At 61.4% G+C, this 14,072-nt stretch carries 14 protein-coding genes and 2 pseudogenes; 6 read left to right on the top strand and 10 right to left on the bottom strand.

The window, feature by feature from the left end; translation table 11 throughout:
• Window positions 1-3: 3 nt before the first annotated feature.
• A complete protein-coding gene (locus tag ABVN20_RS19700) occupies window positions 4-1,122 on the bottom strand; it encodes a TIGR00730 family Rossman fold protein (RefSeq protein ID WP_368557363.1) in 1,119 nt (372 codons plus the stop codon).
• A 341-nt stretch (window positions 1,123-1,463) separates the two neighbouring features.
• Between ABVN20_RS19700 and ABVN20_RS19705 the strand changes: the two genes are divergently transcribed.
• Window positions 1,464-1,658, top strand: a complete 195-nt coding sequence (locus ABVN20_RS19705; protein ID WP_368557364.1) for a hypothetical protein — start codon at window positions 1,464-1,466, stop codon at window positions 1,656-1,658.
• A 1-nt stretch (window position 1,659) separates the two neighbouring features.
• Here the strand turns inward: ABVN20_RS19705 and ABVN20_RS19710 are convergent, their stop codons facing one another.
• Window positions 1,660-2,085: a PA3611 family quorum-sensing-regulated virulence factor gene (locus ABVN20_RS19710; RefSeq protein WP_368557365.1), complete on the bottom strand. Its 426-nt coding sequence runs from the start codon at window positions 2,083-2,085 to the stop codon at window positions 1,660-1,662.
• Window positions 2,086-2,237: 152 nt separating this feature from the next.
• Between ABVN20_RS19710 and ABVN20_RS19715 the strand changes: the two genes are divergently transcribed.
• The 3 genes from ABVN20_RS19715 to ABVN20_RS19725 all read left to right on the top strand — a co-directional run bounded on the left by ABVN20_RS19715 (window position 2,238) and on the right by ABVN20_RS19725 (window position 4,278).
• Entirely contained in the window at window positions 2,238-2,999 is a 762-nt protein-coding gene (locus tag ABVN20_RS19715) for a tRNA-uridine aminocarboxypropyltransferase (RefSeq protein ID WP_368557367.1), read from the top strand.
• 188 nt (window positions 3,000-3,187) lie between these two features.
• Window positions 3,188-3,838, top strand: a complete 651-nt coding sequence (erdR, locus tag ABVN20_RS19720; protein ID WP_368557368.1) for a response regulator transcription factor ErdR — start codon at window positions 3,188-3,190, stop codon at window positions 3,836-3,838.
• A 77-nt stretch (window positions 3,839-3,915) separates the two neighbouring features.
• On the top strand, window positions 3,916-4,278 hold the full coding sequence (locus ABVN20_RS19725) for a diacylglycerol kinase (RefSeq protein WP_368557369.1): 363 nt from the start codon (window positions 3,916-3,918) through the stop codon (window positions 4,276-4,278).
• Here ABVN20_RS19725 and ABVN20_RS19730 read toward each other — a convergent pair.
• Window positions 4,275-5,201: a LysR family transcriptional regulator gene (locus ABVN20_RS19730; protein WP_368557371.1), complete on the bottom strand. Its 927-nt coding sequence runs from the start codon at window positions 5,199-5,201 to the stop codon at window positions 4,275-4,277. The genes ABVN20_RS19725 and ABVN20_RS19730 overlap by 4 nt on opposite strands.
• Window positions 5,202-5,338: 137 nt before the next feature.
• Between ABVN20_RS19730 and fpr the strand changes: the two genes are divergently transcribed.
• Window positions 5,339-6,118, top strand: a complete 780-nt coding sequence (gene fpr / locus ABVN20_RS19735) for a ferredoxin-NADP reductase (RefSeq protein WP_003184787.1) — start codon at window positions 5,339-5,341, stop codon at window positions 6,116-6,118.
• A gap of 159 nt (window positions 6,119-6,277) precedes the next feature.
• Here the strand turns inward: fpr and tsaA are convergent, their stop codons facing one another.
• From tsaA to rimO, 6 genes and pseudogenes are all read right to left on the bottom strand, one after another.
• Complete coding sequence (tsaA, locus tag ABVN20_RS19740; protein WP_368557372.1) at window positions 6,278-6,979, bottom strand: tRNA (N6-threonylcarbamoyladenosine(37)-N6)-methyltransferase TrmO; 702 nt, start codon at window positions 6,977-6,979, stop codon at window positions 6,278-6,280.
• A 158-nt stretch (window positions 6,980-7,137) separates the two neighbouring features.
• Entirely contained in the window at window positions 7,138-7,908 is a 771-nt protein-coding gene (locus tag ABVN20_RS19745) for an SDR family oxidoreductase (protein WP_368557373.1), read from the bottom strand.
• 136 nt (window positions 7,909-8,044) lie between these two features.
• On the bottom strand, window positions 8,045-8,515 hold the full coding sequence (locus ABVN20_RS19750; protein ID WP_368557374.1) for a DUF1456 family protein: 471 nt from the start codon (window positions 8,513-8,515) through the stop codon (window positions 8,045-8,047).
• A gap of 71 nt (window positions 8,516-8,586) precedes the next feature.
• A pseudogene (locus tag ABVN20_RS19755) lies at window positions 8,587-9,298 on the bottom strand (rRNA pseudouridine synthase).
• A gap of 215 nt (window positions 9,299-9,513) precedes the next feature.
• Window positions 9,514-9,987 (bottom strand): GNAT family N-acetyltransferase, encoded by a 474-nt coding sequence (locus tag ABVN20_RS19760; RefSeq protein WP_368557375.1) that lies wholly within the window; start codon window positions 9,985-9,987, stop codon window positions 9,514-9,516.
• A gap of 110 nt (window positions 9,988-10,097) precedes the next feature.
• Entirely contained in the window at window positions 10,098-11,435 is a 1,338-nt protein-coding gene (gene rimO, locus ABVN20_RS19765; RefSeq protein ID WP_368557376.1) for a 30S ribosomal protein S12 methylthiotransferase RimO, read from the bottom strand.
• A gap of 283 nt (window positions 11,436-11,718) precedes the next feature.
• Between rimO and ABVN20_RS19770 the strand changes: the two are divergent.
• A pseudogene (locus ABVN20_RS19770) lies at window positions 11,719-13,621 on the top strand (potassium transporter Kup).
• 131 nt (window positions 13,622-13,752) lie between these two features.
• Here ABVN20_RS19770 and ABVN20_RS19775 read toward each other — a convergent pair.
• Window positions 13,753-14,052: a DUF3077 domain-containing protein gene (locus ABVN20_RS19775; RefSeq protein WP_368557377.1), complete on the bottom strand. Its 300-nt coding sequence runs from the start codon at window positions 14,050-14,052 to the stop codon at window positions 13,753-13,755.
• Between the last annotated feature and the right edge of the window lie 20 nt (window positions 14,053-14,072).

The following is a 14,072-nucleotide window of genomic DNA, read 5'->3' on the forward strand; positions in this document are numbered from 1 at the left end:
GTCTCACGTCACCTTCAAGGGTTCGCGGGTGCGCTGTGGGGCCAGGGGTTTGGACTGCGCCCAGTTTTCCGGCAGGTTGATGTAGTCCACCAGTTCCCGCAGCCGCCCATGGTTGCGGGCATTGAAGGTGAACGTCAGTCGCGCCAGATGGCTGAACTGTGCTTCGTCCTGCTCTTCACCGCTGTAGGCATGTTGATGGAAGTGATCGCTCAGGCACAGGTCGGCGAAGGCGTGCTGAATGTGCTCCAGCGCATCGTCGCTGAGCTTGTGATTCATGCGGATCACGAACTGGTGCTTGAGCCAGCGGGTAGAGTGGAAGTTGCTGTAGAACTGGTTGATATGCGCCACGGCTTCTTCGACGGTGTAAACCAGGCTCACCAGCTTCAGGTCGGTGGGCAGGATGTAGCGGTTGTCCTCCAGTTGATTGCGGATGAACTCCAGGGCGCCGTGCCAGAACTGGCCGCCTGGCGCGTCCAGCAGCACCACCGGTACCAGCGGGCTCTTGCCGGTCTGGATCAGCGTCAACACTTCCAGCGCTTCGTCCAGCGTACCGAAACCGCCGGGGCACAGGACCAGCGCGTCGGCCTCCTTGACGAAAAACAGCTTGCGGGTAAAGAAGAAGTGGAACGGCAACAGATTGGTGGTGCCGTTGACGGTGGGGTTGGCATGCTGCTCGAAGGGCAGGGTGATGTTGAACCCCAGGCTGTGCTCGAGACCGGCGCCTTCGTGGGCGGCGGCCATGATGCCGCCACCGGCACCGGTGATCACCATCAGGTCCGAGCGCGCCAGTGCAGCGCCCAGCTCACGGGCCATGGCATACAACGGGTGTTCGACGGGGGTGCGGGCCGAGCCGAACACCGTGACTTTACGGCGTCCCCGGTACTGTTCGAGCACGCGGAAGGCTTGTTCGAGTTCGCGCAGGGCCTGCAGGGTGATTTTGGCGTTCCAGCGGTTGTGGTCTTCCTGGGCCATGCGCAGCACGGTCAGGATCATGTCGCGGTAGATCGGGTTGTTCGGGCTGTCGGGTGAAACCAGGTTGAGTTGCTCTTCGACCTTGCTGATGAGGTCGTGGCCGCTTTCTGCGAAATGACGGTTCAGGAGGTCATTCGGTTGGTAAGGCATCAATTTCTCCTTCCATTTTCAGGCAGTGTTCCCTTGGGTGAAGGCGCATCGCGAGACGTCAATCGGGCAGCCCCCTCACTGCCGTGAAAAATGAATGTGAATACTGTGAATCTAGACCCTTGCGGTGATTTGCGCTGACTTGATCATTGCGCTGCAAAGTCTTTCCTGGCAACCGCTTATTGACGGTTTGCAAGGTGATTTCACCGCTCGTCTGAACGTTCACCGCATGGCGGACGCTCTGATTTACTAAATTACAGGTGTGACACGACAACTTTGCGTCAAAGGCAGGGCGCGCGGTACGAGCGGTTAAAGGATTTCAACGTGCAAGGAGGCGGTAAGCCATGGCCAGAATCATTCTGGAGATCGATACGCAGTTGTATCGGTTATTGAAGTCATCGGCCGAGACCCATCATTTGAGTCTCGAGGAGGAGTGTTGCCGACGTCTGGAGGGCGGCGAGCGACGCTCACGCTATTTGCAGGCGCTGGTCGCCGAGTTGCGCGCCGAGGATGAGCAGCGGCGCGCCAATTCCCGTTGAATCACTTTTTCTTTGCAGGTGCGGCTTTCGGGCAGTCGGATTCCTGGAAGCTGGCCGAGCCGACTGCGCGATTGGTTTTCACCTCGGTGAAGTCATAACGCATGATCGCGCCCTTGGCCATCAGCTTTCGAAAGCCCGGGTTGTTGCACACCGAAGAACCGAGCTGGAAATACACGGTTTTCGGGTCAGCCCGCATCTGCTGGGCGTGGCTGCTTTGCACGCTCAAGTGATTGATCAGCGTATTGCCTTCGACGGTGTAGCCCTGATCGAGAATGTCTTCGTTGATCGCCCGTGGTGTGCCGACGCTGCTTTGTGCGGCGACGTTGCGCAGCTCTCGGTTGAGATTCTGCTCACTCAAGGATGCAGCCTGAGCGTTGAAGGACGACGCCAGCACAATGGCTGCGGTGGGGACGATAAGGCGCAACATGAAACTCTCCTGTTCAGTGACTGGTGCTTCGACCCGCCACATGACTGTGCGTTCAGTGGGCGCGAATTATAGGGGAGGTGGTTCTTCCCGGTACAGGCTTGCGCTGACGGCTCTGATAAACTGCCGACCTTTATTACCCCCGAGTGTCGTTCGTGTCGATCGTTCCTGCCCCGCATCACGCCCCCAACGCCGTAGCCCGCTTGCGCGACCAGCGCGAGGAGGAGGGCATCAAGCCGCTGCAGGCCCGTGGCTGGCGTGCGCCGCGTTGCCATGACTGCCGGGTGATCGTCAGCCATTGCCTGTGCGCCTGGCGTCCGCAGGTCGAAGCCCGATCCGGCGTGTGCCTGATCATGACCAACAAGGAAGTGTTCAAGCCGAGCAACACCGGCTGGCTGATCGCCGACGTGGTGCGTGACAACCATGCCTTCATCTGGTCGCGCACCGAACCCGATCCGCAGTTGCTGGCGCTGTTGGCCGACCCGCAATGGCAGCCCTATCTGGTCTTTCCGGGCGAGTACGTCGAGCCGCAGCGGGTGACCAATACGGTCGCAGTCGATGGCAGCAAGCGGCCCTTGTTCATTTTGCTGGATGCGACCTGGACCGAGGCACGGAAGATCTTCCGTAAAAGCCCGTATTTCGATGCGCTGCCGATTCTCAGCCTGCTGCCCGAGAAACTGTCGCGCTACCGCCTGCGTCGCTCGACCCGCAGCGAGCATTTGTGCACGGCCGAAGTGGCTGCGTTGTGCCTGGATCTGGCCGGCGATATCGAGGCTGCATCGGCCCTGGACGCTTATTTCGATGTATTCAGCCAACATTATCTGGACGCCAAGCATCAGTTGGAAATGAACGTCAGTACGCCAGCACATGCCGAGCTGCTGCCGTTTGTGTCCAATGGCACCCCGGTCACCGGCTGATTGTCGCCCATACTGCAAAGAACTGTAGCGGCCTGGCACCTTGACCACCCCGGTTTCGCTGGGCATGCTTGGCGCCGATCAGGGCGGGGCCGCCGTATTGTTACGTGACGTAACCGGCGTGACGTGCCCTGTCGGTGCAGCTCCGTGGCTGTGCCTTGAGTTGTTAGAAGAACAGGATCATTTGAAAAATGGCCACATACGAAATCCTGATTGCCGATGACCACCCGCTGTTTCGCAGCGCCCTGCACCAGGCGTTGACCCTGGGCCTTGGCCCGGACGTCCGTCTGGTGGAAGTGGCGAGCATTGCCGAGCTGGAAACCCGTCTCGACGAGAAGGCCGACTGGGACCTGGTCCTGCTGGACCTGAACATGCCGGGCGCCTACGGGTTCTCCGGGCTGGTGTTGCTGCGCGGGCAATACCCGCAGATCCCGGTGGTGATGGTGTCGGCCCAGGAAGAGGCCACCATCATGGTCAAATCCCGTGAATTCGGCGCCAGTGGCTTCATTCCCAAATCCAGCGACCTGAGCGTGATCCAGAAAGCGGTGCGCGCGGTGCTCGATGGCGATGTGTACTGGCCGCCCCAAGCGTTTGAAGCGGTCAGCGTTTCCGACGAAGCCAAGGCCGCCAGCGAAGGCCTGGCCAGCCTGACGCCCCAGCAGTTCCGGGTATTGACCATGGTCTGCGAAGGTTTGCTGAACAAGCAGATTGCCTACGAACTGAACGTGTCCGAGGCGACGATCAAAGCCCACGTGACGGCGATTTTCCGTAAACTGAACGTGCGCACCCGGACCCAGGCTGCGTTGCTTCTGCAACAACTTGAGTCAATTTCAAGCCAGTAAGGGATGGCGTCTTCACGCTTTTTTGACTTGGGTTGAACTAGCTTTCCCACTCCTTTTTTGGTCAGTTGCGACTCTATATGTCACCTTTCAAAGGCCAGACCGGCCTGAAACGCATCCTCAACGCCTCCGGTTATTCGCTGGACGGCCTGCGCGCCGCCTTCAACGGCGAAGCGGCTTTTCGCCAATTGGTATTGCTCAACGTCATCCTGATCCCGCTTTCGTTCTTCCTGAACGTCAGTCGTGTCGAGCAGGCGGTGCTGATTGCCGTCTGCCTGCTGGCCTTGATCGTCGAGTTGCTCAACTCGGCGGTTGAAGCGGCCATCGACCGTATTTCCCTGGAACTGCACCCGCTGTCGAAGAATGCCAAGGACATGGGCAGTGCCGCCCAACTGGTGGCGCTGACCATGATTACCCTGGTGTGGGCGGTGATCCTGCTTTAAGCGATCGGCGGCAGGACGATCTCGTCGCTGCGCTGGACCCCTGCGGTAAAGGCGCGGCACAGATCGAGAAACTCACGCATCGCCGACGTCTGATATTTCTGTTTGTGCCAGATGAAATAGAACTGCCGGGCCAGGTCCAGGTCGGGCGTTTCCACCGGCACCAGGCTGCCCCGGCGAAAGGCATCGCGCAGGGCCAGGCGTGAAATGCAGCCAATGCCCAGGCCTGACTCGACGGCGCGCTTGATCGCTTCGGTGTGCTCCAGCTCCAGGCGGATATTCAGTGCGCTGCGGTGGTGACGCATGGCCTGGTCAAAGGTCAGTCGGGTACCGGAGCCCTGTTCGCGCAGGATCCAGGCTTCCAGGCTCAGTTCATCCATGGTCGCCGTGCCGCGGCTGGCCAAGGGATGTTGTGGCGCGCAGAACACCACCAGTTCGTCCTCGACCCAGCTTTGCACTTCGATGTCCGGATGGTTGCAATCACCCTCGATTAGACCCAGATCAATTTCATAGTGCGCCACCTGTTGCACAATGTTGGCAGTGTTCTGCACGTGCAGCTTCACCTGGCTTTCCGGATGGCGCTGCATGAAGCTGCCGATCAACAGGGTGGCCAGGTAATTGCCGATGGTCAGGGTCGCGCCCACTGCCAGGGAGCCGAAACCGGACTTGCCGTTGAGCAGGTCTTCGATTTCCTTCGACTGGTCCAGCAGCGCCACCGCTTGTGGCAGCAACTGTTTACCGAGCGCGTTGAGGCTCAGGCGTTTGCCGGCACGGTCGAACAGCTGGCAGCTGGACTGGCGCTCCAGTTCGGTGATCGAGGTGCTCGCCGCCGATTGCGAGAGATTGAGCAGCCCCGCAGCGCGGGAAACGCTCTCCTGCTGGGCGACGGCGACGAAGACTTGAAGCTGACGGAGAGTAAATCGCATATCTATATAACCGATAACCCTTATCTTAATAATCCAGTTAACAGATATTGTCGTCGCGTTTAGAATACGTTGCAATTGCGCACAGCATTTTCGTCAACGCTCAAGGCGCAGACCAAATCTCCAGGAGTCCCACGTACATGAGCAACATGAACCACGAGCGTGTCCTCAGTGTTCACCACTGGAACGACACTCTGTTCAGCTTCAAGTGCACCCGCGATCCGGGCCTGCGCTTCGAGAACGGTCAGTTCGTGATGATCGGCCTGCAACAGCCCAACGGCCGCCCGCTTATGCGCGCTTACTCGATCGCCAGCCCGAACTGGGAAGAGCATCTCGAGTTCTTCAGCATCAAGGTGCCGGATGGTCCGCTGACCTCCCAGCTGCAGCACCTGAAGGAAGGCGACGAGATCATTATCAGCAAGAAGCCTACCGGCACGCTGGTACTGGACGACCTCAAGCCTGGCAAACACTTGTACCTGCTCAGCACCGGTACTGGCCTGGCGCCGTTCATGAGCGTCATCCAGGACCCGGAAACCTACGAGCGTTTCGAAAAAGTGATCCTGTGCCACGGCGTGCGCTACGTCAACGAAGTCGCCTACCGCGAATTCATCACCGAGCACCTGCCGCAGAACGAGTTCTTCGGCGAGGCGCTGCGTGACAAGTTGATCTACTACCCGACCGTGACCCGCGAGCCATTCGAAAACGAAGGCCGCCTGACCGACCTGATGCGCAGCGGCAAGCTGTTCCGCGACATCGGCCTGCCACCGATCAACCCGCAGGACGACCGCGCCATGCTGTGCGGCAGCCCAAGCATGCTCGACGAGACCAGCGAAGTGCTCAACAGCTTCGGCCTGACCGTTTCGCCGCGTATGCGCGAGCCGGGTGACTACCTGATCGAGCGTGCGTTCGTCGAGAAGTAACAGTCGCAGCCTCCCGAAAACCCGCGTTGCCTCACGGCAACGCGGGTTTTTTTATGCCCGTTTATCCCTGTAGGAGCGAGCTTGCTCGCGATGGGGCGTGTCAGTCGAATCAAGTATCAACTGACACACCGCCATCGCGAGCAAGCTCGCTCCTACAGGTCATTGTGCGTTTGCGGGAACGACTTCCAGCACCCGAATCATTTCCGGTGTCGGGTAATGCCAGCGCACGTCCACGTCCCAGAATTGCGCGCCGTATTCGCGTTCGGGGGCGGGTGTCTGGTAGGCCGGGCGTGGGTCTTGGGCCAGGCATTGCTCGATCAGCTCGACCAACGGTTCCGCCAGCCGCTGTGCATGAGCGTGGGCCTGTCGTAGCGCGTCATCGGCCCATTGCACGGCAATCGGCTGCGGCGCCGCGCTGGCGATAGCGTTGCTGGCGCTGTCGATGATGTCGGCGTAAGGCACGTAGGGTTTGATGTCGAGGATCGGCGTGCCGTCCAGCAGGTCGATGCCCGATATCCACAGGCGATCGGCCTCGACCTTGTCCAGCTTCACCACCGACTGGCCAATGCCATTGGGGCGGTGCGTGGCGCGGGTGGCGAACACCCCCATGGACTTGTTGCCGCCCAGGCGCGGCGGGCGCACCTTGAGCCGGGGTTTGTCCTCCAGCGCCTGGTGAAACAGGAACAACAGCCACACATGGCTGACCTGCTCCAGCCCTTGCACCGCATCCCCCTGATCGAACGGTGCCACCAGTTCCAGCACGCCACGGGCGGCCGGGGCCAGTTGCGGCTGGCGCGGGATGGCGAATTTTTCCTTGAAGCAGGAGCGTACGAAGCCGATGGGGGAAACGCTGTAGGTCATGGGATTGCGGTCGGGGGGAGTGAGGTGGGCATGATAACCCGATCGACTTTGTATCGGTGGTGAAGCTATCGCGAGCAGGCTCGCTCCCACAGGGATCTCCAGTGTTTGGCTAATCCAGTGTGGGAGCGAGCCTGCTCGCGATAGCCACACCACCAATCTCAGAGACTGAACCCCCCATCCAACGGAATGATGTTCCCGGTCATGTAGGCCCCCGCCGTACTCGCCAGGCTGATCGCCAACGCCGCCATCTCTTCCTCGCGGCCCCAGCGCTGCATCGGGATCAGCGCCGTGTCCTCGGCCAGCGCCTGCTCATCATTGCCGATGTGCTGGGTCATCTTGCTGGGGAAACGCCCCGGGGCAATCACGTTGACGTTGATGTGCTGGCTCACCAGTTCCCGCGCCAGTATCCGCGACAACTGGTGCAGGGCTGCCTTGCTCGGCCCGTAGGCGTACGCCTGTTCGCCAAAGGAAGAAATCCCGGCCACCGAGCCGATGTTGATGATCCGCGCGGGATTGGCCGCCGACCCGCCCTTGCGCAGCAGCGGCAGAAATTGCTGGATGCAGGTGAACACCGAGGTCACGTTGAGCTGCATGACCTTTTCCCAGCCCTTGACCGGGTAGCTCTCCAGCGGCGCACCCCAGGTGGTGCCGGCGTTGTTCACCAGGATGTCGAGGTGGGTGAGGCGTTCGCCCAGGCGCGTTGCCAGTTGCTGCACGCCTTCCTCGCTGGCGAGGTTGGCGGCCACGCCGTGGCACTTGCCGTAGGCGCTCAATTCGTCAGCGGTTTGCTGGCAGGCCTCGGCATCCCGGGCACAGACGTACACGGTGGCGCCGGCTTCGACATAGGCCTTGGCGATCATCTTGCCGATACCGCGGGTGCCGCCGGTCACCAGTGCGGTGCGGCCTTGCAGGGAAAAGTACGGGTGCATGGCGAGTCCTGAGAACTGAAGGTCACTACACCCTAGTCGTCAGTCGCGTGCCGCGCAGGCACTATTTTTGCGCGGAATGAGCGGTCATACGGCCGGGCCTTGAGCCGCCGATGGGCGGCCCGAGGCTGGCGTGGCGTTACTGTGGGCGAACGCGCAGGGTCAGGCCCTTGAGGAAGTTGCGCAGCAACTGGTCGCCACACGGGCGGTAGTTGGTGTGGCCGAACTTGCGGAACAGCGCGCTCAGCTCCGGCTTGGACACCGGGAAATCGGCGGCCTTGAGGATCGCGTGCATGTCGTCTTCCTTGAGCTCGAACGCCACGCGGAGCTTCTTCAGGATGATGTTGTTGGTGACCGGCACTTCTATCGGCTGCGGCGGACGGCTGTCGTCCTTGCCGCGCTTGAACACCACCAGGCCATCGAGGAAGTGCGCCATGACCTCGTCCGGGCAGCGCACGAAGCCTTCTTCGTCTTCTTCCTTCTTGTCCAGGTAGGCTTTCACGTCATCGAGCGCCACGTCCATGCCGCCGAGCTTGATGATTTCGACGACTTTCTTGTCGCTGATGTCGAGCATGTAGCGCACGCTGCGCAGTACGTCGTTGTGAATCATGGTGTGCAATCCTGATATCGGCAGTGGGCACCGCACTGGGGTGGTGCCGGAATGTGGGGGCGTGGACAGTCCTAGAACTTCTCTTTGCCCGACAGGTAACGCCATTGGCCCAGCGGCACCTTGCCGATGGACACGCCACCGATGCGGATGCGGCGGATGGCCACGGCCTTCAGGCCAACGGCCTGGCAGAACAGGGCGATCACGCCCGGTTGTGGATTCTTCAGGGCAAAACGCAGGCGGTTCTCGTTCTGCCAGCTGGCCTTGACCGGCGGCAGCTCCTTGCCCTTGTACGTCAGACCGTGCTGCAAACGGTTGAGGCCGTGCTCGATCATGCCACCTTCGACGTCGACCACGTATTCCTGTTCGATTTTTGCCGCGTCGGCGGTGAGCTTGCGCAGGACTTTCCAGTCCTGGGTGAACACCAGCAAACCGCTGGCGTTCGGTTGCAGGTCGGCGCTGGCGGTCAGGCGCAGGAAATGCCCGCGCAGGGGTCGCTTGCCGAAGCGATGTTCTTCGCTCAGGGTCGCGGCGCCCAGGGTGGCCATGGCCGTGTCGGGCGTCCATGCCCGGCTCGACGTTGAGCAGCAGGGTCACGGGTTCCGGTGCGGTGGCCTTGGCCTCGGGGTCGAGCGCGACTGTTTGCGTGCTGACCTTGAACTGCGGCTCGTCGATGACTTCGCCGTCCACGGTGACCCAGCCACCTTCGATGAACAGCTCGGCCTCCCGACGGGAGCAGCCGACCAGTTCGATGAGGCGTTTGGAGAGACGAATCGGGTCAGTCATGACAGGGCCGTAACAAAAAAGGGGTGAGCATTGTACCTGCGTTGCAGTGCTTTTTGTGGGAGCGAGCCTGCTCGCGATGGCGGTGTGTCATTTGATCGTTCCCACGCTCTGCGTGGGAATGCTTCCACGGACGCTCCGCGTTCGGCTGTTGAGGGACGCAGAGCGTCCCGGGCTGCGTTCCCACGCAGAGCGTGGGAACGATCAATCACCGTGTGTCAGGCCTTGCGCGTCAGTTGCTCGGGCTGGCGCAGCCGCATGTGCAGCAACGGATACGGTTGCCCCATGCCATCGACCTCCGAGCGGCCGATCACCTCGAAACCCTGCTTGAAGTAGAACCCCAGCGCCTGCGGGTTCTGTTCGTTGACGTCCAGTTCATCGGCGTTCAGGTGCTCCATGGCGTAGCGCAGCAGTTGCTTGCCCAGGCCCTGGCCACGGTGCGCCGGGTCGATGAAGAGCATTTCGATCTTGCCCGCCGCGACCCCGGCAAACCCGGTGATGCGCTGGCGTGAGTCCTTGGTGCAGATCAGCATTACTGCGTCCAGGTAACGGGTCAGCACCAGGTTTTTCAGCAGTTCGATATAGCTGTCGGGCAAGAAATCGTGGGTGGCGCGCACCGAGTCTTCCCAGACCCGGGTCAGTTCCGGATAGTCACTTTGTTTCGGCGTGTGGATGACCGCATGTTGGCGCATGGCCATAGGCCCCTTTGGCAGTGGAGAGTGCGTGTCCTTTCTCCCCATACGATAGCCGTAAAAAAGCCCCGCATCTCGTGACGAGAGCGGGGCTTTTCGGGTTTTTTGCGTTAGATCTGTTCGGCCCAGAGGTCGTATTCGTCGGCGTCGGTCACTTTGCACCAGACCTTGTCGCCCGGCTTGAGGTTGCTGCCGTTATCGATGAACACGTTGCCGTCGATTTCCGGGGCATCGAAGAAGCAGCGGCCAACCGCGCCTTGCTCGTCGACTTCATCGACCAGCACTTCGATTTCACGGCCGATGCGCATTTGCAGGCGCGCCGAGCTGATGGCTTGTTGGTGCGCCATGAAGCGCTCCCAACGGTCCTGCTTGACGTCGTCCGGAACGATTTCGAGGTTCAGGTCATTGGCCGGGGCGCCTTCCACCGGCGAGTACTGGAAGCAGCCGACGCGGTCGAGCTGGGCTTCGGTCAGCCAGTCGAGCAGGTACTGGAAGTCTTCTTCGGTTTCGCCAGGGAAGCCGACGATGAAGGTCGAGCGGATGATCAGGTCCGGGCAGATTTCACGCCAGTTCTTGATGCGCGCCAGGGTCTTGTCTTCGAACGCCGGGCGTTTCATCGACTTCAGCACTTTCGGGCTGGCGTGCTGGAACGGGATGTCCAGGTACGGCAGGATCTTGCCGGCGGCCATCAGCGGGATCAGCTCATCGACGTGCGGGTACGGGTAAACGTAGTGCAAGCGTACCCAGACACCGAGGGTGCTCAGGGCTTCGCACAGTTCGGTCATGCGGGTTTTCACCGGCGCGCCGTTCCAGAAGCCGGTGCGGTATTTCACGTCGACGCCGTAGGCGCTGGTGTCCTGGGAGATCACCAGCAGCTCCTTGACGCCGGACTTGACCAGGCGCTGGGCCTCGTCGAGCACGTCACCCACCGGACGGCTGACCAGCTTGCCGCGCATCGACGGGATGATGCAGAAGCTGCAGCTGTGGTTGCAGCCTTCGGAAATCTTCAGGTACGCGTAGTGGCGCGGGGTCAGCTTGATGCCTTGCGGCGGCACCAGGTCGATCAGCGGGTTGTGATCCTGCTTGGGTGGCACCACTTCGTGCACCGCGCTGACTACCTGCTCGTACTGCTGCGGGCCGGTCACGGCCAGCACGCTCGGGTGCACGTCGCGGATGTTGCCTTCTTCCACGCCCATGCAGCCGGTGACGATCACCTTGCCGTTTTCCTTGATGGCTTCGCCGATTACTTCCAGCGATTCAGCCTTGGCCGAGTCGATGAAGCCGCAAGTGTTGACCACCACCACGTCGGCGTCCTGGTAGGTGGACACGACGTCATACCCTTCCATGCGCAGCTGGGTCAGGATGCGCTCGGAGTCGACCAGTGCTTTGGGGCAACCCAGGGATACGAAGCCAACTTTCGGATTGGCTGGCGCAGGAGTGGTGGACATGTCTAACCTCGGTATAGGGATTGCCCGACCTTATAAGGAGGGGCGACAGACGGGCGCTTGGGCGCCTCTGATCAAAAAGTGCGCAATTCTAGCGATGGTACGCGCGCTTGACCAGCTTTATGCAGGGAAAAACGACGAGTGCTGCGCTATGCTTCGCGCCGTTACGCTTTGCCGGTTTTTACAGTCAAGAAAACGTCTGTAACAACAAGTAAAATAGCGGACGCCGGATGCAGGGCATGGCGCTTCTTCATCGGCAGTTCAGTCTGGGTATCAGGGGTGGTGGATGGGGCAGGCAAGTAGTCATGCGGCAGGCGCCGAGCATTCGGCGGTAAAGCCGATCGGCATGCTGGTCGCGGCGGTCGGGGTGGTTTACGGCGATATCGGCACGAGCCCGCTGTACACCCTCAAGGAAGTGTTTTCCGGTGGCTATGGCGTGCCGGTCACCCATGACGGTGTGCTGGGCATCCTGGCCCTGATTTTCTGGTCGCTGATCTGGGTGGTCTCGATCAAGTACATGATGTTCGTCCTGCGTGCCGACAACCAGGGCGAGGGCGGGATCATGGCGTTGACCGCCCTGGCGCGCCGGGCGGCCGCCGGGCACGCCAGGCTGCGCACTTTGCTGGTGGTCTGCGGCCTGATCGGCGCGGCGCTGTTTTATGGCGACAGCATGATCACCCCGGCGATCTCCGTGCTCTCGGCCATCGAAGGGCTGGGGCTGGCGTTCGACGGTATCGACCATTGGGTGGTGCCGTTGTCGCTGGTCGTGCTGGTGGGGTTGTTCCTGATCCAGCGCCACGGCACGGCGCGCATCGGCATCCTGTTCGGGCCGATCATGGTCACCTGGTTCGTGGTGCTGGGCGCGCTGGGCGTCTACGGCATCCTGCAGCACCCGGAAGTGTTGATGGCGATGAACCCGATGTGGGGCGTGCGCTTCTTCATTGTCCACCCCGGCATGGGCGTGGCGATCCTCGGCGCGGTGGTGCTGGCGCTGACCGGCGCCGAGGCGCTATACGCCGACATGGGCCACTTTGGCCGCAAGCCGATCGCCCGCGCCTGGTTCATCCTGGTGCTGCCGGCGCTGGTGCTCAACTACTTCGGCCAGGGCGCGTTGCTGCTCGGTGACCCGGAAGCGGCGCGCAACCCGTTCTATCTGCTGGCGCCGAGCTGGGCGTTGATCCCGCTGGTCGGCCTGTCGACCCTGGCCACGGTCATCGCTTCCCAGGCGGTGATTTCCGGCGCGTTCTCCCTGACCCGCCAGGCGATCCAGCTCGGTTACATTCCGCGCATGCACATCCAGCACACCTCCAGCGCCGAACAGGGGCAGATCTACATTGGCGGGGTCGAACTGGTCGCTGATGGTCGGCGTGGTCCTGCTGGTGCTGGGTTTCGAATCCTCCGGCGCCCTGGCCTCGGCCTACGGCGTGGCGGTGACCGGCACCATGCTGATGACCAGCATCCTGGTGTCGGCGGTAATCCTGCTGCTGTGGAAATGGCCGCCGCTGCTGGCGGTGCCGGTGTTGCTCGGTTTCCTGCTGGTGGATGGCGTGTACTTCGCTGCCAACGTGCCGAAAATCGTCCAGGGCGGCGCGTTCCCGGTGGTGGCCGGTATCGCTCTGTTCGTGCTGATGACCACCTGGAAGCGCGGCAAACAACTGCTGGTGGAGCGCATGGACGAAGGCGGGCTGCCGTTGCCGATCTTCATCGCCAGCATCCGCGTGCAACCTCCGCACCGCGTCCAGGGCACCGCCGTGTTCCTCACCGCCCGCCCGGACGCCGTACCCCACGCGCTGTTGCATAACCTGCTGCACAACCAGGTGCTGCACGAGCAGGTGGTGCTGCTGACCGTGGTCTACGAAGACATCCCGCGCGTACCGCCCACCCGCCGCTTCGAAGTCGAATCCCATGGCGAAGGCTTCTTCCGGGTGATCCTGCACTTCGGCTTCGTCGACGAACCGGACGTGCCGCAGGCGCTGAAATTGTGCCACCTCGACGACCTGGACTTCAGCCCGATGCGCACCACCTACTTCCTCAGCCGCGAAACCGTCATCGCCTCCAAACTCGAAGGCATGGCCCGCTGGCGCGAGGGCCTGTTCGCCTTCATGTTGAAGAACGCCAATGGCAATTTGCGCTTCTTCAATCTGCCACTGAACCGGGTGATCGAGTTGGGGACGCAGGTGGAAATGTAGCGTTTACGCACCCCTGTAGGAGCGAGCTTGCTCGCGATGGTCGTCAACGATAACGAGGGCATCTTGATACCCCGCGGTGCCCCGGCCTCCATCGCGAGCAAGCTCGCTCCTACAGGGGAATGGAGTAGCTGTTATTTTTGCGCTTTGTCTTTTGTGCGCGCAGGCGATGGCGTCAGCACTTTCACCACATCATCTACCAAGGCTTTGCTCATTTGCGCCAGGTAATGCGCGGCCCAGGCGTGTCGGTCGGAATCTCGGGCGTAGGCGGCGTCTTCGGTCAGGCCTTTGGCGAGGAACAGGAAATCGGAGGCCATGGACAGTGCGTCGCTCAAGGGGACGTCGCGGGTGACGTGGAACAGGGGTTGGTTGGAGCAGTAGATGAGAGGCGTAAGGCCGATGGTTTTGAGTTCTGTGGGTGAAGGCTTGCTCATGTGAATCTCCTAAGCTGAGA

Source organism: Pseudomonas sp. MYb118 (genome assembly GCF_040947875.1).
Taxonomy (GTDB): domain Bacteria; phylum Pseudomonadota; class Gammaproteobacteria; order Pseudomonadales; family Pseudomonadaceae; genus Aquipseudomonas.

What these genes read in the sequence shown, in the direction of transcription:
- ABVN20_RS19700 (WP_368557363.1), bottom strand. Translation starts at nt 1,122, where the DNA reads ATGCCTTACCAACCGAATGACCTCCTGAACCGTCATTTCGCAGAAAGC.
- ABVN20_RS19705 (WP_368557364.1), top strand. Translation starts at nt 1,464, where the DNA reads ATGGCCAGAATCATTCTGGAGATCGATACGCAGTTGTATCGGTTATTG.
- ABVN20_RS19710 (WP_368557365.1), bottom strand. Translation starts at nt 2,085, where the DNA reads ATGTTGCGCCTTATCGTCCCCACCGCAGCCATTGTGCTGGCGTCGTCC.
- erdR (WP_368557368.1), top strand. Translation starts at nt 3,188, where the DNA reads ATGGCCACATACGAAATCCTGATTGCCGATGACCACCCGCTGTTTCGC.
- ABVN20_RS19725 (WP_368557369.1), top strand. Translation starts at nt 3,916, where the DNA reads ATGTCACCTTTCAAAGGCCAGACCGGCCTGAAACGCATCCTCAACGCC.
- ABVN20_RS19730 (WP_368557371.1), bottom strand. Translation starts at nt 5,201, where the DNA reads ATGCGATTTACTCTCCGTCAGCTTCAAGTCTTCGTCGCCGTCGCCCAG.
- fpr (WP_003184787.1), top strand. Translation starts at nt 5,339, where the DNA reads ATGAGCAACATGAACCACGAGCGTGTCCTCAGTGTTCACCACTGGAAC.
- tsaA (WP_368557372.1), bottom strand. Translation starts at nt 6,979, where the DNA reads ATGACCTACAGCGTTTCCCCCATCGGCTTCGTACGCTCCTGCTTCAAG.
- ABVN20_RS19745 (WP_368557373.1), bottom strand. Translation starts at nt 7,908, where the DNA reads ATGCACCCGTACTTTTCCCTGCAAGGCCGCACCGCACTGGTGACCGGC.
- ABVN20_RS19750 (WP_368557374.1), bottom strand. Translation starts at nt 8,515, where the DNA reads ATGATTCACAACGACGTACTGCGCAGCGTGCGCTACATGCTCGACATC.
- ABVN20_RS19760 (WP_368557375.1), bottom strand. Translation starts at nt 9,987, where the DNA reads ATGCGCCAACATGCGGTCATCCACACGCCGAAACAAAGTGACTATCCG.
- rimO (WP_368557376.1), bottom strand. Translation starts at nt 11,435, where the DNA reads ATGTCCACCACTCCTGCGCCAGCCAATCCGAAAGTTGGCTTCGTATCC.
- ABVN20_RS19775 (WP_368557377.1), bottom strand. Translation starts at nt 14,052, where the DNA reads ATGAGCAAGCCTTCACCCACAGAACTCAAAACCATCGGCCTTACGCCT.